General features: G+C 38.0%; 20 protein-coding genes. 13 read left to right on the forward strand and 7 right to left on the reverse strand.

Annotated features, from left to right (window positions below; genetic code table 11):
* Positions 1-159: 159 nt before the first annotated feature.
* From ACPDG9_RS09170 to ACPDG9_RS09200, 7 genes are all read left to right on the forward strand, one after another.
* Positions 160-2,133: a type VI secretion system Vgr family protein gene (locus tag ACPDG9_RS09170; protein ID WP_430527457.1), complete on the forward strand. Its 1,974-nt coding sequence runs from the start codon at positions 160-162 to the stop codon at positions 2,131-2,133.
* Between the two features lie 2 nt (positions 2,134-2,135).
* Positions 2,136-3,479, forward strand: a complete 1,344-nt coding sequence (locus tag ACPDG9_RS09175) for a tetratricopeptide repeat protein (protein ID WP_430527458.1) — start codon at positions 2,136-2,138, stop codon at positions 3,477-3,479.
* Positions 3,476-3,778 carry a hypothetical protein gene (locus ACPDG9_RS09180; RefSeq protein ID WP_430527459.1) on the forward strand — a complete coding sequence of 101 codons (303 nt, stop codon included), beginning with the start codon at positions 3,476-3,478 and terminating at the stop codon, positions 3,776-3,778. The genes ACPDG9_RS09175 and ACPDG9_RS09180 overlap by 4 nt, the downstream gene beginning before the upstream one ends.
* Before the next feature lie 99 nt (positions 3,779-3,877).
* Complete coding sequence (locus tag ACPDG9_RS09185; RefSeq protein ID WP_430527460.1) at positions 3,878-8,434, forward strand: DUF6531 domain-containing protein; 4,557 nt, start codon at positions 3,878-3,880, stop codon at positions 8,432-8,434.
* 5 nt (positions 8,435-8,439) lie between these two features.
* Positions 8,440-8,931, forward strand: coding sequence for a hypothetical protein (locus tag ACPDG9_RS09190; RefSeq protein WP_430527461.1), 492 nt, complete (start codon positions 8,440-8,442; stop codon positions 8,929-8,931).
* 10 nt (positions 8,932-8,941) lie between these two features.
* A complete protein-coding gene (locus ACPDG9_RS09195; protein WP_430527462.1) occupies positions 8,942-9,331 on the forward strand; it encodes a hypothetical protein in 390 nt (129 codons plus the stop codon).
* A 70-nt stretch (positions 9,332-9,401) separates the two neighbouring features.
* On the forward strand, positions 9,402-9,878 hold the full coding sequence (locus ACPDG9_RS09200; protein ID WP_430527463.1) for a hypothetical protein: 477 nt from the start codon (positions 9,402-9,404) through the stop codon (positions 9,876-9,878).
* A gap of 331 nt (positions 9,879-10,209) precedes the next feature.
* On the opposite strand, the gene ACPDG9_RS09205 is transcribed toward ACPDG9_RS09200, so the two are convergent.
* The 6 genes from ACPDG9_RS09205 to ACPDG9_RS09230 all read right to left on the reverse strand — a co-directional run bounded on the left by ACPDG9_RS09205 (position 10,210) and on the right by ACPDG9_RS09230 (position 17,050).
* Positions 10,210-11,904 (reverse strand): ribonucleoside-diphosphate reductase subunit alpha, encoded by a 1,695-nt coding sequence (locus tag ACPDG9_RS09205; RefSeq protein ID WP_430527464.1) that lies wholly within the window; start codon positions 11,902-11,904, stop codon positions 10,210-10,212.
* A gap of 28 nt (positions 11,905-11,932) precedes the next feature.
* A complete protein-coding gene (locus ACPDG9_RS09210) occupies positions 11,933-12,910 on the reverse strand; it encodes a ribonucleotide-diphosphate reductase subunit beta (protein WP_430527465.1) in 978 nt (325 codons plus the stop codon).
* 403 nt (positions 12,911-13,313) lie between these two features.
* Positions 13,314-14,354, reverse strand: a complete 1,041-nt coding sequence (locus ACPDG9_RS09215; RefSeq protein ID WP_430527466.1) for a hemin-degrading factor — start codon at positions 14,352-14,354, stop codon at positions 13,314-13,316.
* Positions 14,355-14,366: 12 nt separating this feature from the next.
* Positions 14,367-15,143: a heme ABC transporter ATP-binding protein gene (locus ACPDG9_RS09220; RefSeq protein ID WP_430527467.1), complete on the reverse strand. Its 777-nt coding sequence runs from the start codon at positions 15,141-15,143 to the stop codon at positions 14,367-14,369.
* A 1-nt stretch (position 15,144) separates the two neighbouring features.
* Positions 15,145-16,176, reverse strand: coding sequence for a FecCD family ABC transporter permease (locus ACPDG9_RS09225; protein WP_430527468.1), 1,032 nt, complete (start codon positions 16,174-16,176; stop codon positions 15,145-15,147).
* Between the two features lie 7 nt (positions 16,177-16,183).
* Complete coding sequence (locus tag ACPDG9_RS09230; RefSeq protein WP_430527469.1) at positions 16,184-17,050, reverse strand: heme/hemin ABC transporter substrate-binding protein; 867 nt, start codon at positions 17,048-17,050, stop codon at positions 16,184-16,186.
* Between the two features lie 277 nt (positions 17,051-17,327).
* Between ACPDG9_RS09230 and ACPDG9_RS09235 the strand changes: the two genes are divergently transcribed.
* From ACPDG9_RS09235 to ACPDG9_RS09260, 6 genes are all read left to right on the forward strand, one after another.
* Complete coding sequence (locus ACPDG9_RS09235; RefSeq protein ID WP_430527470.1) at positions 17,328-18,125, forward strand: M48 family metallopeptidase; 798 nt, start codon at positions 17,328-17,330, stop codon at positions 18,123-18,125.
* Between the two features lie 322 nt (positions 18,126-18,447).
* Positions 18,448-19,662, forward strand: a complete 1,215-nt coding sequence (locus tag ACPDG9_RS09240) for an aminotransferase class V-fold PLP-dependent enzyme (protein WP_430527471.1) — start codon at positions 18,448-18,450, stop codon at positions 19,660-19,662.
* A gap of 21 nt (positions 19,663-19,683) precedes the next feature.
* Positions 19,684-20,100, forward strand: coding sequence for a SufE family protein (locus ACPDG9_RS09245; RefSeq protein WP_430527472.1), 417 nt, complete (start codon positions 19,684-19,686; stop codon positions 20,098-20,100).
* A gap of 27 nt (positions 20,101-20,127) precedes the next feature.
* Complete coding sequence (locus ACPDG9_RS09250; RefSeq protein ID WP_430527473.1) at positions 20,128-20,448, forward strand: SUF system Fe-S cluster assembly protein; 321 nt, start codon at positions 20,128-20,130, stop codon at positions 20,446-20,448.
* A gap of 1 nt (position 20,449) precedes the next feature.
* Positions 20,450-20,965: a DUF2480 family protein gene (locus tag ACPDG9_RS09255; RefSeq protein WP_430527474.1), complete on the forward strand. Its 516-nt coding sequence runs from the start codon at positions 20,450-20,452 to the stop codon at positions 20,963-20,965.
* A gap of 56 nt (positions 20,966-21,021) precedes the next feature.
* Positions 21,022-21,867: a DUF3078 domain-containing protein gene (locus ACPDG9_RS09260; RefSeq protein ID WP_430527475.1), complete on the forward strand. Its 846-nt coding sequence runs from the start codon at positions 21,022-21,024 to the stop codon at positions 21,865-21,867.
* Between the two features lie 51 nt (positions 21,868-21,918).
* On the opposite strand, the gene asnA is transcribed toward ACPDG9_RS09260, so the two are convergent.
* The gene (gene asnA, locus ACPDG9_RS09265) at positions 21,919-22,920 is read right to left on the reverse strand and encodes an aspartate--ammonia ligase (RefSeq protein ID WP_430527476.1); all 1,002 of its coding nucleotides are present in this window, start codon (positions 22,918-22,920) and stop codon (positions 21,919-21,921) included.
* Between the last annotated feature and the right edge of the window lie 8 nt (positions 22,921-22,928).

Here is a 22,928-nt window from a genome sequence, read left to right on the forward strand (position 1 = left end):
AGAGGCGATTTAGCTTTAGCGAAAGTAAAAAGAAGAGGGTTGATATACTACCACATAGAAGGCTCTTATCTTTTTATTACTAGCTACTCCAAAAGTGTTGGAGTACTTCCTACAGTAAAAGGAACTAATTATTAATGATTTATTAAGGCCACTTAGCCCATGACAAATAAACTTTTATTCGATGCTAAGGAAGAAGAACAAAGGAATATCCCTATAGCATATTCGGATCAATCACCTGTAGATTCAGCAAATTACCAAGTAGAGAACAACGTGAGTGCCATTGCGAATCAAGCGCTTTTTGGCGTTACTCATCTTGTCGATCTCACAATTGTTGTAGAAGGTACTACATGTAATAGTTTTCAAAACTTTCGATTGAACCAAAGTATTAAAGGGCATCATACATTTGAATTATCCTTACATCACAATGCACTTGGAGCGGTAGAAACCTATCAAATGGTGCATGCAAGAGAATTATTAGGTAAGCGTATCCTAGTGCGTTTTACTTTTAAAAATAACAAAGACAAACCTGAACGCGATTTTATCGGTATTATTACAGATGTTAGCTTTGAACAAGTTCAAGGAAATCGAGGCGATATTATTCTTTCGGGCTATAGTCCTACTATTCTACTCGATAAAGCGCCAAATATTCAAAGTTTTGGTGGAAGTCATCCCATTTCTCTAGCTGTAATAGTAAATCAACTTTTAGAAGAAGGCTATACGCAGAGGGGTAAATACAAGTATAGCATACAGTCTGATAATCAGACAAATATTTCTTATAGCTGTCAATTTAATGAAACCGCCTATAACTATTTAGCGCGGATGGCTGAAGCTTATGGAGAACAATTTTTTTATGATGGAGAAACGCTTCACTTTGGAGAGGTCCCTCCAATAGCATCGCCTTTGTCTTTAGTGTATGGACGTGATATTGACCAAGTTAAAGTCAATATGTCTGTACAACATGTCAACCGAGAACTCTTTGGTTATAATAGCTTAGACCACGAACTTTTATGCGCAACTGAAGATACGAAACTGCCTATTAAAGGAACTTTAGCTAAAGTCGCGTATGAAAAATCTCGCCGTGTTTTTACGGCACCTTCTTTACAAGTAGCGCCAATTAAAGCATCAACGAATCAAGATATTACACAGGCACAACGAGGGTTAGTCGGAAGTGTTGGACTAGACGTTTTCGTTATTTCAGGTACGACTACGGTACCTTTTTTATACCCTGGTTGCAAAGTAGAATTAAATGTGCTTCAACCTGAAACAAAAGAAAACCAGTACTTTACTAAATTGATGATTACGAGCATCAAACACGAGGTAGATGCACTTGGAAGATATAAAGGGTACTTTGAAGCTGTGGATGCAGAAACAGGTTTTATTCCTCGTATTAACTATCAAAATCCGCTAGTAGAGCAACAAATTGCCACTGTCGTCAGCAATACAGATCCGCAACAGAAAGGGCGTGTACAAGTGCGATTCGATTGGCAAGATGTAGGCGCAAGTACTGCTTTTATTCGCGTTATGACACCCGATGCGGGAAACAGTATTGTTATCGATAAAAACCGTGGTTTTGTTACTATACCCGAAGTTGGTGATCAGGTTCTGATTGGTTTTGTCGGGCAACATCCAGATCGTCCTCTTGTTATGGGAAGCTTGTTTCATGGAGCGGTTGCTGCAGGTGGAGGTAATGCAAATAATAGAAAGACTTGGAGTACCAAAAGCGGACATATCATAGAGCTTGATGATCATGGAGGTATAAAAATCTTGGACAAAAAAAAGAACGTATTCCTTCTTGATGGTGAGGGTGGCATCTTTATGAAAAGTGCTCAAGTAATTTCTTTGCAAACAGGACAATCAAGTCTCACCTTAGAGGAGGACGGAAAAATTACACTTGAAGGTGAAATAGTGTACTTCAAAGGAAAAACAATTCTACAGGAAGCCTCTGCTAAGCTTGTGGGACAAAGTGGATCCGCAAGGCTAACTTTAGATGCGGATGCGAATGAGGCAACTCTTACCGCAAAGAACGCAACAGTAGAAGGAACAAGTGTTGCAACTGTAAATGGAGGTCTAAGTGCCAAAGTGGCTGCCGGAGGTGTGGCTGCAATTGAAGGTGCTATCGTTAAATTAAATTAGGAATGAGGTATAACAATCCTATTCAGCAAAGGGTAGAAGAGTTTGAGTTAAACTACTTGGAAACGAAGTACACCCATACTTACACCTATCTCATCTTTCGAACGGCACAAGACGATTGGGAGATGATCGACGCTTTTTACGACTATATGTTGGGGGTAGATAATGAAATTGAAGATGTTGTAGTGGTATTTAAATCTCCTTTACAACACGTACAAAACTATAGTGAAGCTCTTGTAGAAGAGCTTTTTATGTCTACTTTTCTGTGGAATTACGCAGAAAAACCCAAAGAAATTGAAGATAATTTTATCCATTGGGAAATGGATCTATCGGCTACTTCCGAAAAGAATGTAGCAGCGTTGTTTGTTGCTAATATCAATGCTTTTTGTGAGGTAGTTGAATTTGAAGAAGATTCAGATTTAGTCTGCGTTTTAGATTATCAAAATGAGGAGGAACAATACATCTTACATTGGCTTAAAGATTTAGCTAAACTAGAATTACACCCCAAAGTTCGCCTCGTTCTATCCGATACGATTGAAGACCCGATATTCGATGAACTGACGTATTTTACTCCTAATTCAATCCATTTTTTGGTGCATCGCTTTGAGCTAGCTCAAGCGATTAAGGAAGTTGCGGCCATGGGTGATCCCGATGCGCCTGATACCCAATACAGGTATCATCTGGTTCAACTTTACGAAGGAGTCAACAAACAACAAGAAAAGGAAATAGAGAAGCACGCTACTAGCTGTCTCGCTATCGCAAATCAACAGAAAGAAAAAGATGCAAATTGGCTACTTCAACTAGTAAGTGTGTACTGTGCATTAGCAACGGCTGCATTTGGAAAGAAAGAGTTTAAAAAGGCAATTGTTCAAATGGATGAAGCCCTTGCAATTTTGCAAGAAGGTCTCGGAAAGCTAGCGGCGGAACTTCTAGATCCCTTATTTGGGCAAGTGTATTTGTTTAGAGGTAATTTATTTCTGATGATTAAATCGTATCCCAAAGCAATAGCGGATTTTCAGAAAGGAGAAACCTATTATGAACAACAGCAAAACCACCTGATGCGCGTAGAAGCTTTTCGATTATTGGCGATGGCAGCAACTAAGAATGGGGATCATCAACTGAGGTATGAAGCCCTTGATAAAGGGATTCGGTTGGGGGTACACTTAACTGAATCTCTTGCTCTAGCATCTACTTATACCTTGTTGGCGAAAGATGTACTAGACTCTCGATATACGGAGTATATCTCTGATCGTGAACTGGATTGCCTCGTTGAGCCTTTATTGGGGAAACAATGGAGAACAAAAACAAAAAATGTCAAAAATAGTATTGCAAATAAAGATATAAAATGAAGGAAGAAGATAAGGGTTGGTTCATCAGTCTCATGCAGGTATTTCCTGAATTGCCAGGAATAATATTGCTTTTGTTTGGGATTGTAATCTGGTATTGGTCAACTAAGGGAAATGAATGGATGTACGATACTGGTGGACCAGGGGTGTTTACGAATATTACTTGGATTCGAAATACGTTTGGTGAAGCCGTTGCTCGACGGTTTAATATTATTATTTCATGGGGAATTATTTTTTCAGGAATTTTATTTATAGCTATCGGTGTGTGGTTACGGGTAGCTATACGCTATGGAAAAGGATAGTATCGTAGATACCGTTTATTAAGCATACTAGGGGGGAAGTATGAAAATTAGTAGGAAAAGAAAGTCGTAATAATTTTCATCACGGATAGAATAAGCACAATGAGAGATAATGAAATTCAAAGAAATGAATGCTTGGCAGATCAGACCGATAATCTCGGTAATGAGGAAGAAAAAGATTCTTTTTATACCGAAACCTTCAAAGATATGTATGGGACGTATAAAGATACTTTTGTTTCCATTTGGGATAAGCAACATAATATTATTCAGGATTCCAATTTAAATACAGCACAAAAAGCAACGGCAACGGTTGTTAATCTAGTTAATGGTGGGATATCTGCCTTTTCAACGGTAACAAATTTTACAAGTAGTATTAGCGAAGCTTTGGTATTGCCTTTGCTTCGCACGATTAACGTGGCGAGGGGAATCGGGTGTTTACCTGTCGGTAAACAGTTGGATCCTGTACTCAACTTGATGGATATTCACATGGTATTAGCACCTCCATCACCTTCTCCCGTACCGAGTACTCATCCTTTTATGGGGTTATCCTTTCGAGCGAAGGATTTTCTTGCTATTGGGTTACTGCGGATAACTGTAGATGCGCTAGCAGGAGTGAAAGCAGTATCGAATAACGCAGTAGATAATGGAGCATTATCCGAGGAAAATGCGGAATTAGTCATTGATTCGGCCAGTACAGTTACGAGCATAGGACGTATTTTTATCGGCAATCTTGGCGCTTCAGTTATAATAGGGTATGTGTTGCCCCGAAGTGTTGCAGGTACGGGTATTCGCTGTTTTCAACATGCACCAGCGGGAGGGGGATTTCACCCTGTTGCAGAAGGGACTATTATGAAAAATAGAGGGCATGCTTTTACAGGAAGTATGTTCGTTGTGGCAGATGGATCCCCTTTGGTTGGTTCTATTTGTCATGCGCAAAATGCATGTTCTGATATTGGAATACGCTCTATTCACGATAGTGGACCTAAACCTGATCCGGATAGTGGCGTGAAAGCTAAACGTTATATTCCTACGGGAATGCTCATACCTATTCCCTTTACAAGGATGGTGCTAACGAATCCGATTCCTTCGCCTATTAATATTTTACAAGCACCTGTTAAGGCGTTGAGTGCAACGTTTAAAAGGCTAAAAAGTAGACGAGCGAAAAAGGTTAAACTAAACGCGGAGAATGGAAAACCGTGTAGTAACTTTTCTAAGGCATTAAATAAAGCAAATAACAAGCTGTTTAAGCATAAGTACACCCAGGGACTTTACAACAAAATAGATAAGTCTATCAAAACTTATGTGGGTCATCCCATTGATGTAGCGGGAGGTGATCTTTTTACGGATAGTAGGGATTTTAGTTTTGCAGGTATTATCCCTTTGTCGTTTGAACGGGTGTGGTACAGCAATAGTGATTACAACGGACCTTTGGGCTATGGCTGGCATCATAGCTACGATATGGCTTTATTCGTCAATACTGATTTCCGCAGGGCTCAGGTACGATTGGCAGACGGGCGATTGATCAATTTTGATCGAATACCCACAAGAGAATTACCTACCCCAAGATACCATCGTTCAGAAAAATTGTGGTTATGTTATCAGCAACTGGGGGGATATTATTACCTCAAAGATCAAAAAGATGAAGTGTTCTCGTTTAATACTCCTTTGTACGCGAGCAGACAAGAGAGTTATTTACTGTCTGATATTTCCAATAATAAAGGATTTTCTATCCGTTTTACTTATGATGCAAATGGAACTTTAACCCAAATTATTGATTCCGTTCATCGGGTATATACGGTCGAAAGTGATCATCAAAGACGCATTGCTAAAGTTTGGACAGATGCACCAGAAGCTGGGGTACCAAAGGTCTGTCTTGCGGAGTATGGCTATAGTGAAGAAGGGGATTTGATTGTACACTATGATGAGATGCGTCAACCTTTGAAAATGAAGTATGAACATCATTTGCTGCTAGAGGAAACTTGGCGAAATGGACATCATTGGTTCTTTAAATATGACGGGAAACACACGGGAGCAAATTGCATAGAGACATGGGGAGATGGAGGGATTCAACATTTTAAATTGACGTATTATCAAGGGGAAACTCATGCGGTAGACGGGGAGGGAAATACCACAATCTATAAACATCGCAACCAAATAGTATATAAAACCATTGATGCCAAAGGGGCTGTATGGGAGAAATTTCACAATAAGTATGGTGAGTTAGAACGAAGTAAAGATCCTTTGGGCAATGTGTGTAATTACCTCCATGATGAGTGGGGAAATGTGGCGTGTATCATCGAACCTGATGGACAATTTACGCAGTTTCAATATCTCGATGGAGATTATCCTTATTTACCGACTGAGGTGATTGATTCACGTGGGGGGAAATGGAGTTATACCTATTCTGCTGATGGTCGTTTACGTGAAAGGCGAAATCCGCTGGGAGCGAAAAAGAGTTATGTTTATAACGAGAAAGGACTTCTAGCTGAGGTTACAGATGGATTAAACCGATCAACGGTGTTCACTTACGATTCTAACTATAATGTTTCGAGTAGGACTACGAGTGGAGGAAATGCGATACACTATCAATATGATTTGTGGAATCGACGTACCCATTGTATTAATGCCCATGGAGCCCAACAGAAAAGAGTGTTAGATCATCTAGGGCGTGCGTTGATCATTTACGATTTTGATGGCAACACGATTCAGATGAAATACGATGCGTTGGACAATGTCATTCAGTATGAAGATCACCATCGAAAAGTGCTGTTTAGCTATAAAGGCATGCATAAACTAATCAAAAGAAGTGAAGGGGGTAAAGTTGTTCGCTTTCGTTACGATTCGAACGAGCGATTGCGCTGTATAAGTAATGAAGAAGGGCAGCACTATTATTTTGATTTAGATGCAGTAGGACAGGTTATACAAGAAAAGGGATTTGACGGTGTTGAAAAGAAGTATGAACGCAACGAATGTGGTTGGGTAACCTCTATTCAGCGCCCCGCTAAACGCTGGACAAACTTTGTTTATGACGAGATGGGGCGGGTCATTCAAGTGAATAGCAGCGACAAGACAAGTGAAACCTATGTTTATGAATTTGGAGCAATGGTTCAAGCGGAGAATGAGACAGGAGTTGTTGCATTTAAGTACGACATAGAAGGGCAGGTAGTCGAAGAGAGCTTCAACGGACAGAAAGTGCAAAGTACTTATGATAGCTACGGTCGACGTACAACGTTGAGCAGTAGTTTAGGCGCTCATTTTGTTTATCAATTTGACGAGTTGAACAACGTAGTTGAGAGTCGATTGAACGATTGGAAGGTGGAGCAAATGTACGATGCCTTAGGTTTGGAGTGCAGTAGAAATTTTGAAGAGGGGCTGCAACAAGTGTGGTCCTACGATTCACTTGGTCGCTTGAAGAGTCAAGGGATCAACAAAGTTAAAGGCGACCGAGTTGTAGTACCACAGTTTTATAGACAGTATGCCTGGGCAGAAGGTAGTTTGTTGTGTCAAATAACCGATCAAGGGCAAAAGCAAACGCGCTATCAACGCGATCAAAGAGGGAATTTACAGCGTATTCGCTATTCAGATGGTGCCGTTGAAGAAAGGGGAGTAGACGCTAGTGGAAACTTGTATCAGCGCTTGAATTGTAAGGATAGAATGTACAGTAAAAATCGCTTGATCGAAACGGATAAAGCTCGGTACACCTACGATAAAGAAGGTTTTTTAATTGAAAAAGAAGAGAAAGAAAGCGGGAAGAAATGGAGGTATAGCTGGAATAGTGTAGGGATGCTCACTCAAGTGTTGAGGCCTGATGGTTATTCGGTTGATTTTCAATATGATGCTTTGGGTAGGCGGGTGAGTAAAAAGTACAAACACACGATCACTCATTACCTTTGGCAAGGTGATGTTGTCCTACATGAGTACAAGCGCTTTGACGCAAGAGAAACAACAGCTGAAGATATGATCACTTGGGTGTTTGAACAGGGAAGTTACAGCCCTATGGCCAAGATTAAAGGGGATAAAAAGTACAGCTTGGTAGTTGATCACTTAGGTACACCTATTCGTGCTTATACCGCTAATGGAGATAAAGTTTGGGAACGCGAGCTAGACAGCTGTGGAAATGCGCGTATTGCAGTTGGTGAAGAGGGATTTTGTAATTACCTTTATCAAGGACAGACCTATGACAAGGAGATAGGTTTAGCCTATAATCGCTTTCGTTATTACGATCCGGAAACGGGAAATTATATTTCCCAAGATCCCATCGGTCTCGCAGGTAATAATCCTACCTTGTATGGGTATGTGGCCGATCCTACGGGATGGCTGGATGTGTTTGGGTTGGATCTAACGGATCAGATGACTTTTAAAGAAGCCTTTAGAAGAGCTAAACAGCAATTGAGGATCCCAAAAGCAGTTAATAATCCAAAACCGGTATATGTTTATGATAGTCAATATGAAAATAGAACAGTATGGGCTTTCACAGGAGATCATTCTGGGAAATTTATTATTATGCATGGTGAGGATAAATTTGGTAGAGGACCTCACTTACATACGGCGGATGATAAAAAAGGTTCTCCACTATCACCTGGAAAATATAATCAACACGATGGACATATACCTGAGAATATTAAGGGAATTAGTAATATCAAAAAGCACAGTTATTGATTAAGATGAATGCAAGCTTTGAGGAAAAAAAGATCAGTTTGTATAAGCAACAGCTTACGGCGATCTATGCAGATAGTGGAATTATACAGGTTTTTCACGGAGAAGAACTCGAGGTGTATTGGAAATACAACCAGCGTAAAAGTCTAGCGTCATCTGTTGAACGCAAAGCTTATAGTTACTACGATTCGGCTAAGCATGTATATTTGGATAAGGGAGAGCCCTATGCAAAGGCAAAGGCGTATTTCTTAGCTAATAGATCCATTTTTAGCAAAGGAGAAGTCGTGATCTTTTTCCTGCTATTTAAGGGAGAGTACTTTGGGTTGAAGCTGTTGTTTGACAAGGAGGAGATAGCGAAAATGACAACTAATCACCAAGTTGATCTACTGTTGATTAACGAGGATTTGACGAAGTTACTTGGATTAGATATACTCGAGTATACGATTGAAGTGATTGTGGGTACGAAAGAAGATGAAGAAGATACTGCTAAATCGAACTAGCACTTACAGGATGAATATACTCGATATCGCAACCCATAATAGCTTCATAAAGAAGTTATATCCTACCGGTTTATCTTGTTTCTCTGTGAGGTCATTAGCCTTGTCACAAGACAGAGTAACACTGGTGTTACACGAAGAAACAGCTCCAGCAATCCAAGTGGAAAAATGGGGTGTTTGGGGGAAGGATTACAGTATTATCACCTTTGAATTCATAGGTTTACCCCTTCACAAAGCAACCATTGACAATTGGCAAAACAACAGAGAAGATGTAGAATTTATATCGACAATTCTCGTGCAGGATGATTTGTTGCATATCCAATTCAAAGGAGTAGATTGGGAAGTAGAAGTTGTCCTATCGTCTTTGGTTTTTCAACGAAATTCAACGTATTTAAAAGGTTGAGGTGTTGCGTTTTCCAATCAATTGGAAATAGAGAATGAAATATTTTTAGTTTGATTTTAATGATAGCACAATGAATCCTGCCATTCAACAGAAAAAAATGAAGCTGTATAAAAAGCAGCTTTTGGAAGCATACGCTCCTTTTGGAGTAGTTGAGGTATGTCATGGAGAAGAATTGGCTATGTATTGGGAATTCAATCGAGAGAAAAGTCTTTCTTCGTTTATTCACCGAAAAGAATTTAGCTTTTACCATCCAATAAGGCATGCCTATTTGGATAAGAAAGAACCTTATGCAAAAGCATGGGATTACTTCAGCGGGCATAGTAACATTTTCTGTGAAGGCGAAAGGCTTATTTGTTTTATTCAGTTTAAAGAGGAATACTTTGGTTTAAAGTTGAGGTTTGCCAATCAGGTCTTTCAAATCATTTGTGAATTGAATCAAAGTGAATTGCTTTTAATCAACGAAGAGCTCAGTAAGCTACTTGGGTTAGATCGTTTAGAATATGTAATTGAAGTGGTTGTGTTTGATGAAAAGAATGAAAAAATATAAAAAAGCGTTACAGCAAATCGAGAAAGAGTAGATTTACTTCTACAGAGCAATGGGTGATGTACGTTGAAGCGATATTGTTTCATGATTTAGTTATGGCTTAACAAATTTTGGCGACGACTATACAAAAGTACGATTAAAGATTATTTTAAGGCACATCCCAGAGATTAAGATGAGATTAGCGAAACAACAAAAAAAGAGTCTAAAATAGCCTTTAAAATCGTTTTTGACGAAATTGAAGCAGTGTTTAGATAAATCGATTGGCAAAGAGTATAAAAAAGCCTCAAAAAGTATATCTTTTATATCTTTTTGAGGCTTTTTTTATCGTTGTTGATTAAGATTCACAACTGCTGCAGTTTACCAAGTTGGTTACCATTTCTTTCGAAACGCTTTGACTTCTTTGGTAGTATAGCGTTTTAACTCCTAATTCCCATGCTTCAATCATCAAGCGGTTTACGTCTTTAATAGGCAATGTAGAAGGAATATTCAAGTTCAAACTTTGTGCTTGATCCACGTATTTTTGTCTGATCGCTGCTTGTTGAATAATCTCCAATTGGCTGATCTCTTTAAATGTCTTGAATACTGCTTTTTCTTCTTCTGTTAAGCCTTCTAGTTGTTGAACACTTCCTCCAGAAAGCATGATGTTTCTCCAAGTTTCTTCATTGTCCATCCCTTTTGCCTCTAATAAAGCAGTTAGGTACTTGTTTTTACGCATGAAGTTTCCTTTTGATAACCCAGCTTTGTAGTAGTTACTACTGAAAGGTTCAATTCCAGGAGAAGTTTGTCCTAAAATAGCAGAAGATGACGTTGTAGGCGCAATCGCCATTGTTGTTGTATTTCTTCTACCATAGCCTTTTAAGATTTCTGGTTCGCCATAGATACGAGCTAATTCTTGAGACGCTTTATCCGCTTTAGCACTGATATCCTCAAAAATTTTATTCGTCAACATTTTAGCCTCTAATCCTTCAAAAGGAATCATGTTCTTTTGTAAGTACGAATGCCAACCTAAAACACCTAAACCTAAAGCTCTGTGTCTCTTCGCAAATCGATTTGCAGAAGCTAAGTAGTAGTTTCCTTCTGTTTTTTCGATGAATTCTTGTAATACTGCATCCAAGAAGAAGATCGCTAATTTTACTGCTTCTGTATCTTTCCACTCGTCGTATAACTCCAAGTTCATGGAAGATAAACAACAGATGAAAGACTCATCATCAGAAGAAGGTAACATAATCTCAGAGCAAAGATTACTTGCGTTAATACGCATATTTAAATCTTTGTATACCTGAGGTTTATTGCTATTTACGTTGTCTGAGAAGAATAAATATGGCATTCCCTTTTGCTGTCTGCTTTCTAGAACTTTGGCCCATAATTGTCTCTTTTCTTTATCTCCGTCTATCATTTCTTTCATCCAATAATCAGGAATACTTACACCATAGAATAAGTTTTGAATTGGATTTCCGATATTTTTAATGTTTAAAAACTCATCACAGTCTGGGTGATCAATATCTAAATAAGCCGCAAAAGCACCGCGTCTTACACCCCCTTGAGAAATTGTATCCATTGCCGTGTCAAAAAGCTTCATAAAGCTAACGGCTCCACTACTTTTACCATTATCTGTAACCGCACTTCCTCTTTCGCGTAAGCCTCCGAAATAACCCGATGTACCCCCACCAATTTTGGTTTGCATGATAACTTCTCCTAGTTTGTGTGTAATTCCCTCAATACTATCTGGAATATTGACATTGAAGCAAGAAATAGGCAATCCGCGTTCTGTTCCCATATTGGCCCATATTGGTGAACTTAAACTCATCCAACCGCGTTCGATCATCTCTTGAAAAGATTCTTTTAACTCGGGTTTGAATAAGCGTTTTGCCGCTGCCGTTGTAATACGGTCAATGGCTCCTTCAACTGTTTCTCCTTTCAACAAATAGCCTCTGTTTAGGATTTGCTCACTCTCTGAGTTCTTCCACCATAGCTTTTCTTGTAGGTTGTCGTTTTCTTTTACTTCTAATGGTAATGCGAAATTGTTCATAGTGTTTTTTGTGCAATTAAAGGGGTTATTAGAATAAATCTTCAGCAGTTATACTCTTGTCGTGCTTCGTATAATCTACAGGTCGTTTGGCGAAGAAATCATCTAAACTATTAGCAAATACTTCTTCTTCAAACCACGCCATCGGTTTATATTGCTCTTGGGTGATATTGTATACTTTTTTCAAGCCAATTTTCAACATACTCTCATCTACTCTAAATTTCATAAAGTTCAATAAGTCTTGTTTATTCACTGTTTCAATAGCACCTGATTCAAAAATCCAATCTAAAATTTTAGCTTCAATGTCGATTGAAGTTTTTACTACATCATTCACGTGATTGATTAACTCTTCATCGAAGAAATCAGGATATTCTTCGCGGATGATATTGATAATATAGATTCCTGCATTAGCGTGAATTTGCTCATCAACAGATGTCCATGCAATGATGTTGCTTACGTTTTTCATCAATCCTTTGAATCTTGTGAAAGAAAGGATGATGGCAAATTGACTGAACAAAGATACGTTTTCAATAAGTAAAGCAAATAAAATTAGCGATACAACGTATTTTTTTCTGTCCGTGCTGTTATTTGAATTCTCTAATACAGAAGAAAGATATTCTACACGCTCTTTAATTACGGGAATAGTTAGTAAAGCTTCAAATTCGTCGTTATATCCTAAAACATCTAATAAACGAGAATAGGCTTCAGAATGTCTAAATTCACATTCAGCAAAAGTTGCCCCTAAACCATTAAATTCCGGTTTTGGAAAATGCCCATAGAGATTTCCCCAAAACGTTTTCACTGCTACTTCAATTTGAGCAATTGCCAATAAACTGTGTTTGATTGCCAGTTGTTCATCTTTACTCAAGTGAGAATGGAAATCTTGTGTATCGGCTGTGAAATCCACTTCACTATGTACCCAAAAAGACTTGTTAATAGCTTCTGTGAATTGATAAATACCTGGGTATTCAAATGGTTTATAGTTCACTCTTTTATCAAAAATAGACATAGCAATATATTTTTAAATTAATAACAGACGTAGGTTTTACAAAGGCAATACTCACGAGGTTTTTTAAGAAAATTAAACCGGTGTTTTTGCCTAAGTCACTTGCTTTTACATGGTTATAATTACAGGTAAATGCAAAAGTGAATAGCGCTAAGTTACTATTTAGATGCTATGATGTCAACTTTATTTCAGATTAAGTTATCAAATATTGTTAATAACTTTTGTAGGCCTTAATAATACTAGATTTGACGTTGATTGAGGAAGAAAAGTAGGGTCTTATTTTGCAGATTTCGTATAAAATTCAAGTTATTTTTACTACCTAAAAATCGCAAAATAGAGAAAAAAAAAGCAAAGCATGTCATGCTTTTTTGATCATGACATGCTTGTGAAAAAATATAAATTCGATTTAGCTTAGTTGAGCAACAATAGTTCTCCAAGCTTCTAATTCAGGAATTCCCGGTTTTCTTTTTCCAAAGAATTGAACGATGATTTCTCCCATTTCGTTGAAAACTTCTACAGCCGTAACGATACCGTCTTCTGTGGGTTTTCTTACAATCCAAGTTTGTGCAACTTTATCCATGTCTAAGTGCATATTGAAATCAGGGTCTAAAACGTTGTACCAATTTTGGTGCCACATGGTTTTGTTGATTTCGCCTGTGTGGATTTGAATATTACCGCGATTACCTACAAAGACCATGATGGGCGTTTTTTCTGCTGAGGCTTGCTCTAAAAGCGTAATAATTGCTTCTTTTGAAATTTGTTTCGCGTAGAAGTCGCTAGGAGCTAAGCGCAAGGCTTGCGTTCTTGTGACATTGTATTTCTTGAGTAAGCTAAAGAAGTTATGCGTGTCTTTTAGACTTTCCCATTCTTGTTGGAATCCTTCAACATCTACCTCTTCATCTAGGCGTTCATCTAAATCCTGAAGATAAGGTTCTGTTTTGTCTGTGAAGTCTTGCACTGCAGCTTTGTATTTTTCAACTAAAGTGTCAAAAGCATCGGCATTACTAATTGAAGTAAGGTAGATTTTGTGAATAGCCTCACCATCTTTCCCGAAGAATTGTAGGCTTTTACGCACAATGTTTCCCGTTTCTTCCACCACGGCAAAAACGTATTTCCAATGCGATAAGAAGATGCGTAAATCGATATCTGGATTTACGAATAGACCAGCATGAGGATTAGAAAAGTCAGGATTGCTGTAAATACCTTTTCTTTCGTGCACGCATTCATCGTTGCGCGTTAAGGCCATAACCTTGCCTAAGGATTCGATCTCGCTTAAAATGGCTACCATTTCAGGTCTGAGCAAGGTTGCTGTTTCCCCTAATGTAGTAGCTAACAATTCCATTTCGCTTGCATTTAATTCAGCAGCTGCATTTCGGATACGCAAACGCGGATTATCTTCTTTTAGTTTTGCCCAACGTTCTTTTAAAGCTAATATTTCAGTATTCATTTTTTACTATTTTTATACTCCAAAGATGATTAATGGAGCGTTATTAACTGGGTTTTTTGTTACGATGCACGGAAATTTATACACTTGAGTAATAATTTCTTGTGTCAATACTTTCTCAGGTGCGTCATAGCATACCTTTTCTCCTTTGTTTAGTAGAAGGATGCGATCGGCATATTGTGCGGCTATGTTGAGATCGTGGATAACAACGATCGCTGTATTGCCTTGTTTGGTAAAATCTTTAATAAGATCGAGGATTTTATGCTGATGGAGAACATCTAAATTATTGAGTGGTTCATCTAAAAACAACAATTTGTTCTCTACAGAATTGTTGAGTTGAGAAAGCACGCGCGCTAAATGCACACGCTGTTTCTCTCCACCTGAAAGGTGGTTGTATTCGCGGTGCTGTAGCGGACATACATCAATGCATTCCATGCTGTGTTGAATTGCTTTTTTGTCTTCTTCCGACGGGGTGTGTTCAAAATAGGGATAACGTCCCATCATGACAACATCCTCAACTTGTAGCGGAATATCTGTATTGAATGATTGAGAGAATTTAGCTTTGTGTTTAGGAAGCGTTTTTTTACACCATTTGGGGTACTCACACTCTTTGAGTAAAATGCGATTACCTGGTTGATGTAATTCATCAGCAAGTAAGCTTAAAAAAGTTGATTTACCTGCTCCGTTGGGTCCTAAAACAGCAATAAATTCTCCATTATTACAACTAAAATCAATGTTGTTAATAAGGAAGGTATCTTTTGCTTTAAAACTAACTTTTAGTGCTTCAATCATTTTACAGTGATTTTTTGAATTTAATTAAAATGGCAATAAAAACAGGTGCTCCCATAATCGCCGTTAAAATTCCAATAGGAACTTCTGTTGGGGGAACAAGCGTTCGGCTAACTCCATCTGCTAAAAGTAATAAAATACCTCCAGCGAGAATAGATAGTGGTAGGATAAAATAGTAGTTCGACTTAAAAATTAAGCGTAAAATGTACGGAACTACTAAACCAACAAAACCAATGGTTCCCGTGAAGGCGACAATGGTTCCTACCATAAGTGCAGTAAACAATATGATTCTCTTTTTAATGCGCTCTACCGTTATTCCTAAATGATTGGCGTCTCTTTCTCCTAACATCATTGCATTTAGAGCTTTGCCTAAACGAAGTAGATAAATGAGCGATAAACCGATAACAACGGTTAAAATTGCAATTTTTGTCCAAGTAGCACCAGCTAAACTACCCAATGTCCAGAACGTTAAGTTTCTCAGCTCTTCATCATTAGAGATAAAAGTCAATAAACCTGTAACGGAACCCGACAAGGCCGTAATGGCTACACCGGATAGCAATAAAACACTGATATTCGTTTTTCCGTTTACGGTGGCCATTTTGTAAACAAAACTCATCGTCAGAATAGCGCCAAAAAAACTCATTATACTCAAAAGCGAATAATGGAGGAATTCAGGGATAAAAGGCTTGATAAAAGCTCCTAGAACGATGGTTATAGAGGCGAACAGGACGGATCCAGAGGTAATCCCGATTAAATCGGGCGAAGCCAAAGGATTCTTGAACATTCCCTGTAAAGCGGTACCAGATAGCGCTAAACCACCACCTGCTAAAATAGCCATCACAATACGAGGTAAACGCACATGAGTAATCACATAATGATCACTCGGATTTACTAACTCAGGATGGAATAGTATGTTAACAAGGGTCTTCAAACTGCTATCCTCAAAATTGTATACTCCTAGAAAAATAGACACAAAGGCCAAGCATAACAATACAAGGCCTAGGATGACTACATAAAAAGAGAGTCTTTGCTGCATGTTGTCTTTATTCTGATAACTGTTGATTTAATTGCGTAATAGCTGTTCCAATTCGAGGAGTAAAACCTGTTAGTAACAAACCATCCATCGCGATTATTTTCTTGTTTTTTCCTGCATTTGTACGGTCAAGCCCTTCGATTTTCAATACGCCATCTACACCACCCATGCTTTGTAAACCTGTATCAAACAGCAAGATGTAATCTGGATTGCTGTTTAGTAAAGCTTCTGGTGTAAGTGGTTTGAAATCGTCGAATCCCGTTACAGCATTTTGTCCACCTGCTAATTCAATGATGTTTTGCATTGGCGTGTTGTTTCCTGCAACAAATAAGTTAGCAGCACCTCTAGCATAGATAAAAAGAACTTTAGGCTTGTTCTCAAATGTTTTTAATTGCGCTTGATCTTGGTCAATTTTAGTGAGTAAAGCCTCGTAATCTGTTAGATTTAACGAAGAAGCAACATCTTGAATTAACTTTTTAGTTCCTGCTACAGAATACGCTTGATCAATAACCACAGTTTTGATCTTTGCATCTTCTAGTTGCTTTTTCAAATTGTCGTTTAAATCTTTTTTAGCAATGTAAACAAGCGTCGGTTTTAACGCCATTAAAGCTTCAATATTAATCTTATTTACGTGCTCTAATTGTGCTGCTGTAGTATTCAAATCTGTAGGATATGTACTTGTAATATCGATTCCTACAATATTTTTGCGTTGACCTAAATCAACCAATGTTTCTGTAATAGCTCCATTTAAGGAAACAATACGCTCGTTCGAAGTAGCTACTTCTGTGTTCGTTGTCTCAACAGTTTGTTCTTCTTTACTGTTTTTACACGCAACAATTGACAAGGCGAGTAAGACTAAAATTGCCGTTCTTTTCATACCGGATGCTTATTTTAATTAAATCTGAATAGAGGCAAAAATAGGACTTTTTACACTCATACAAAATATATTAAGATTAATTTTAAATAATAGACTGAAGATGGGAGTAAAATTGCTTCAATGAGACAAAAATCGCAAGTTAACAGATTAGAATTAGGGCCTTTTAAGGTAAGGGTACAAACGACAAAGGAGCGTTTGGTTTAGCAGTTATTTATTCTCTTTTTGAGGGGTATTCAATCTTAAATTTGAATTATCTTTGCGCTTTAAAAAAATAAAAATGAAAAAAATTGTTTTTACAGCAGTAGTTGCTTGTTTGGGAATGACCACTACTCATGCTCAATTGGGAAAATTGAGTGGAAAGAAAATCGAAGCTTTAACTACAGTAGCTTCTGCATTTACGGTATCAGATGCTGAGATTAAGCAATCGGCAAAAGATGCGGTTCAATGGATGGATGAGAATAATCAAGTATGTGCATTGGATTCGAAACAGCAGGATATGCGTGAATACGCAGAGCGTCTAGAGCGTATTTTTAGTCCATATAAAAATTACGATGGATTGGATCTCAATTACAAAGTGTACTATGTAACTGACATCAACGCATTTGCTTGTGCAGATGGTAGTATTCGCGTATTTTCTTCTTTAATGGATATCATGACGGATGACGAATTATTAGCGATAATCGGTCACGAAATTGGACACGTGAAATTAGAGCACACCTTAAACGCGTATAAGCAAATTTTGATTGCAGAAGGTGCTGTGAAGTATGTGGGATCAACACAAGGAACAGCGGCAGACCTTATGAATTCCAACTTAGGTGGAATGGCAGAGAAATTCATGGGCGCTTCTTTCTCCCGCAAACAAGAGACGGATTCAGATGATTATTCGTATAAATTCTTAGTGTCAAATGGCAAAGATCCTAAAGCACTTGCTGATGGATTTCAAAAGTTTGCCGATATGGAAAAAGAATATGGAGCAGATAAATCACTAGGTGCTAAAATGTCGTCAAGTCACCCAGATAGTGAAAAACGCGTGAAACGCGTTTTAGATAAAATAAAAAAAGGAGATAAAAAGTAATCTTCTTTCAAGAATAAAAAAGGGCGGTTTTACTTGTAAGACCGCCCTTTTTTTGTGGACTTAGTAACGAAGTAAGTTTTTCGTTTAATAGGAGGTAAAAGCAAAAAGAAAGTTAAATACAAAATCTTTAGGTGTTGGAAGGGAGGTATTTAGTCGTAGAGTTTTTAAATTTGATCTTTTAGAAGTAAAAGGTATAAGGTGTTTTGGCAATTTATACAGCTATTTTTTAAAAAATAGCGCATTGTATTGCGAATAGATTGTTTTCTGCAAACCAATGGGATTCACTATCTTTGTCTATAATTTTGATTTAAAAAGACAGATTATGTTAGATATAAAAGCAGTTAGAGAAGATTTTCCGATCCTGAAACAACAGGTGAACGGAAAACCCTTAGTATATTTTGATAATGCTGCTACAGCTCAAAAGCCCAAAGTGGTTGAAGAAGCAATCAAAACATATTACGAAACAATCAATGCAAATATCCATCGCGGTGTGCATACATTAAGTCAATTAGCGACGGATGCATATGAAGAATCGAGAAAAAAAATACAACACCACCTCAATGCTAAAGAGGATCGTGAAATCATTTTCACTCCTGGAACTACGTTTGGAATTAATCTCGTAGCTAGTGGTTTTGGCGCCTTATTACAGCCTGGCGATGAAGTGTTGATTTCTGCTTTGGAGCATCACTCGAATATCGTGCCTTGGCAGTTTGCTTGTGAACGTTCAGGAGCTACCCTTAAAGTGATTCCTATGAATAAACAGGGGGAATTAATTATGGAAGAGTTTGAAGCCTTGTTATCGGAAAATACCAAGGTACTGGCTGTGTCACACATCTCCAATGCCCTAGGGACAATTAATCCAATTAAAGAGATGATTGCTAAAGCACACGCTGTTGGTGCGGCGGTCTTAATTGACGGGGCCCAAGCAACGCCACATATCAAACCTGATGTACAAGATTTAGATTGTGATTTTTACGTATTCTCTGGACATAAAGTATGTGGACCTACAGGTTCGGGTGTTTTATATGGTAAAGAAGCGTGGTTAAATAAATTACCTCCATATCAAGGTGGAGGAGAAATGATTAAAACCGTAACCTTTGAAAAGACAACCTATGCGTGTTTGCCTCATAAATTTGAAGCAGGTACACCTAATATTGCAGGTGGAATTGTCTTAGGCTATGCCCTGGATTACCTTAATGGCTTAGGCTTTGCTAATATTGAAGCTTATGAACACGAGCTTTTAACTTATGGAACTAAACGTCTATTAGAGATTGACGGATTGCGCATCGTGGGAACGGCTCAGCAAAAAACGTCTGTTATTTCTTTTATTATAGATGGGTTACACCCTTATGATGTGGGAGTAATCGTTGATAAGCTTGGTGTAGCTGTGCGAACAGGACATCACTGCACACAACCCATTATGGATTTCTTCGGAATACCAGGTACCATTCGAGCTTCTTTTAGCTTTTACAACACAAAAGAAGAAATCGATATTTTAGTGGAAGCAGTTAAAAAAGCACAACAAATGCTTTTGTAATACACTAGTAATTAGATAAATATGACTATAAGAGAAACACAAGAAGAGATTGTCGATGAGTTCTCTATGTTTGAGGATTGGATGCAACGCTACGAGTACATCATCGAACTGGGAAAATCATTGCCCCTTATTGACGCACAGTATCAAGTAGAGGAAAACTTAATTAAGGGATGCCAATCTCAAGTGTGGTTACACGCCGATTATGTCGATGGTAATGTTGCCTTTACAGCAAATAGCGATGCCATTTTAACCAAGGGAATTATCGCCATTTTAATCCGTGTTTTTTCCAATCAAAAACCAGCGGACATTCTAGAAGCTGATTTATCCTTTATTGATGAAATAGGGTTGAAAGAACATTTATCGCCCACACGTGCGAATGGATTAGTGTCTATGATCAAGCAAATTCGCATGTATGCGTTGGCCTTTCAAGCCAAGTAGTTTTTAATTAAAAGAAAGAGTTTTAGTATGAAAGAAATAGACGTACAACAATTAGGGGAAAATATTGTTAAAACTTTGAAAACAATTTATGACCCAGAAATTCCAGTCGATATTTATGAATTGGGATTGATTTACGATGTATTTGTCAACGAAACAAATGATGTTAAAATCTTAATGACGTTGACTTCACCGAATTGTCCAGTGGCGGAAACGTTGCCGATGGAAGTGGAAGAAAAAGTAAAGTCAATAGACAACGTGAACAATGTGGAAGTTGAATTAACTTTTGAACCCGCTTGGTCTAAGGATTTAATGAGTGAAGAAGCACAATTAGAGCTAGGATTATTGTAATATGGAAGGGGAAATTGTAAATAAAGTTGCCAATAGTGCATTGAGAGTCTTCGATTTAGAGGATATGTATCCAACAAATCCTAGAATGGAAATTGACATTACGCAATGGCTATATGAAGGCTTCGTGCTAAGAGAAAAAGAGTTTAGGGCTGCTTTGAAAGAGGTAGACTGGAGCCGCTATGAAGATGCGTATGTAGGTCTTTTTTGTTCGAGTGAAGCTATTCTTCCTGGATGGGCTTATATGTTGCTTACAAGCTATTTACAACCTGTTGCAAAACGCGTGTTTTTAGGTGATCGACACCACTTGGAGAAATCGATCTATCAAGAATTGTTATTTGCGCATGATTTTAAGCAATATCAAGACTTACCCGTAATTATTAAAGGCTGCTCAAAGAAGGAAATTCCAGAGGAAGCCTATGTCTTAGCAACTCAGTTAATGATGAATACGGCTCGGTCTGTGATGTTTGGGGAAGCCTGTTCAGCAGTTCCTGTATATAAACGTTTAACAAAAAAATAGATTTTTTTTGTCTTTCCCGGCATTTATTGTTATTTTCGTGTTAAAATAACAGTATTATGAGAAAATTTTTGCTTAGCATTGCTGCTGTGTTTATGGTGTATTCTGCACAAGCTCAGGAAGCTGAAGGTACAGAAGTTCAAAAAAACTGGACTTCAAAAGGGAATTTTGCACTTATTGCAAATCAATCTAGTTTTTCAAATTGGCAAGCAGGGGGGGATAATAACCTTGCTGGAAATGTGAATTTAAACTATGATATCAATTACAAGAAAGACGACTGGACTTGGGACAACAAGTTTCAAGTTAGTTATGGTTTAACAAAGTTAAAAGGAGAGAAAGAAAAGAAAACGGATGACCGTTTAGAAATCACTTCTTTACTTGGTAAGCAAATGACAAACAAGTGGTACTACTCTTTGTTCATGAACTTTAAAACGCAGATGGATTCTGGATGGGATAAAGACGGGAACAAGAATACACACTTTATGTCACCTGCTTATTTGCAAATTGGACCTGGTTTGTTGTGGAAACACGATGATAACTTAAAAGTAAACATCGCACCTGCAACTTCTCGTTTTATCATGGTTCATAAGCATTTTACTGAATTTGGTGATGCTTTTGGGGTTGAACAAGGTAAAACAATGGAATACCAACTGGGGATGGCTGTTAATGGTTACTACAAATTTAACCCAATGGAAAATGTTTCTGTTGAGAATATCTTAAACTTGTACGCTAACTATTTAGACAAACCACAGAACGTAGTATTGGATTATCAGTTGAACGTAGTGTTGAAAGTAAATAAGTATTTATCTACTAACTTAACGTTCCAAGCGTTGTATGACGACAAAGCATTTTCAGGATTCCAAATTCGAGAAATGGTTGGTTTAGGAGTAAATTATACGTTCTAATCAACGAATATCATAAAAAAAAGATCGAGCCTATCGCTCGATCTTTTTTTATTATAGAAAATGAAGTCCGTCTTGTTCAGCTTGTTTTTTCGCTTGATCTGGCCATAAACTAGCTTGTACTTCGCCAATGTGCCTTTTCCTCAATAAAAACATACACAAACGCGACTGACCAATCCCTCCTCCAATGCTTAAAGGAACTTGTTCGTTGAGCACCAGTTGATGGTAGAGTAAGTTTGTGCGATTCGTTGTTTGTGTTAACTTCAACTGATGTTGTAAGGTTGTTTTGTCCACGCGAATTCCCATAGAACTCAGTTCTATCGCTTGCTCCAAAACAGGATGCCAAACGAGTAAATCACCGTTTAACCCTTTATATCCATCTTCTGTAGATGTACTCCAATCGTCATAGTCTGAGGCGCGATTATCATGAGGTAATCCATCAGACAGTGGATGACCAACACCAATCAAAAAAACAGCCTTATGCTCTTTGGTAATGGCGTGTTCCCTCTCTTTGGGAGTAAGTGTTGGATAAAGCTGTAACAATTGCTCAGCGTGTATAAATGAAATAGTAGGAGGCAGTATAGGCGCGATATGTAGCTCTTGCCAGAGGTGAGCTTCTGTTTCCTTTATCGAAAGGTAAATGTTGCGCACAATCGCCTTTAAATAGCTCAAGCAACGGTTGTGTGAGCCTATTCTCAGTTCCCAGTCCCATTGATCCACATAGATGGAGTGAATAGGACTGTAATCTTCATCTGCTCGTATAGCACGCATATCTGTTAGAATGCCCTCATACAAGGGTAGTTCAAGCTCTTGTAGGCGAATTCTCTTCCACTTGGCTAAGGAATGTACAATTACAGCGTTATTCGATAAAAATTTCACAGGAAATGAAACTGCTTTTTCTACACCATTTAGGTCGTCATTGATTCCAGTGCCTTCATTGACAAGCATTGGAGAAGAGATCGGATACAAGTTTAAGTTTGCACTCAACTTGGAAGCAAAGGTTTGTTTAAGTACGGCAATTGATTTTTCAGTCTGTAAAATTTCTTTTTTAGGCATAATTGTAC

The organism is Myroides sp. C6-3 (genome assembly GCF_050522425.1).
Lineage (GTDB): Bacteria > Bacteroidota > Bacteroidia > Flavobacteriales > Flavobacteriaceae > Flavobacterium.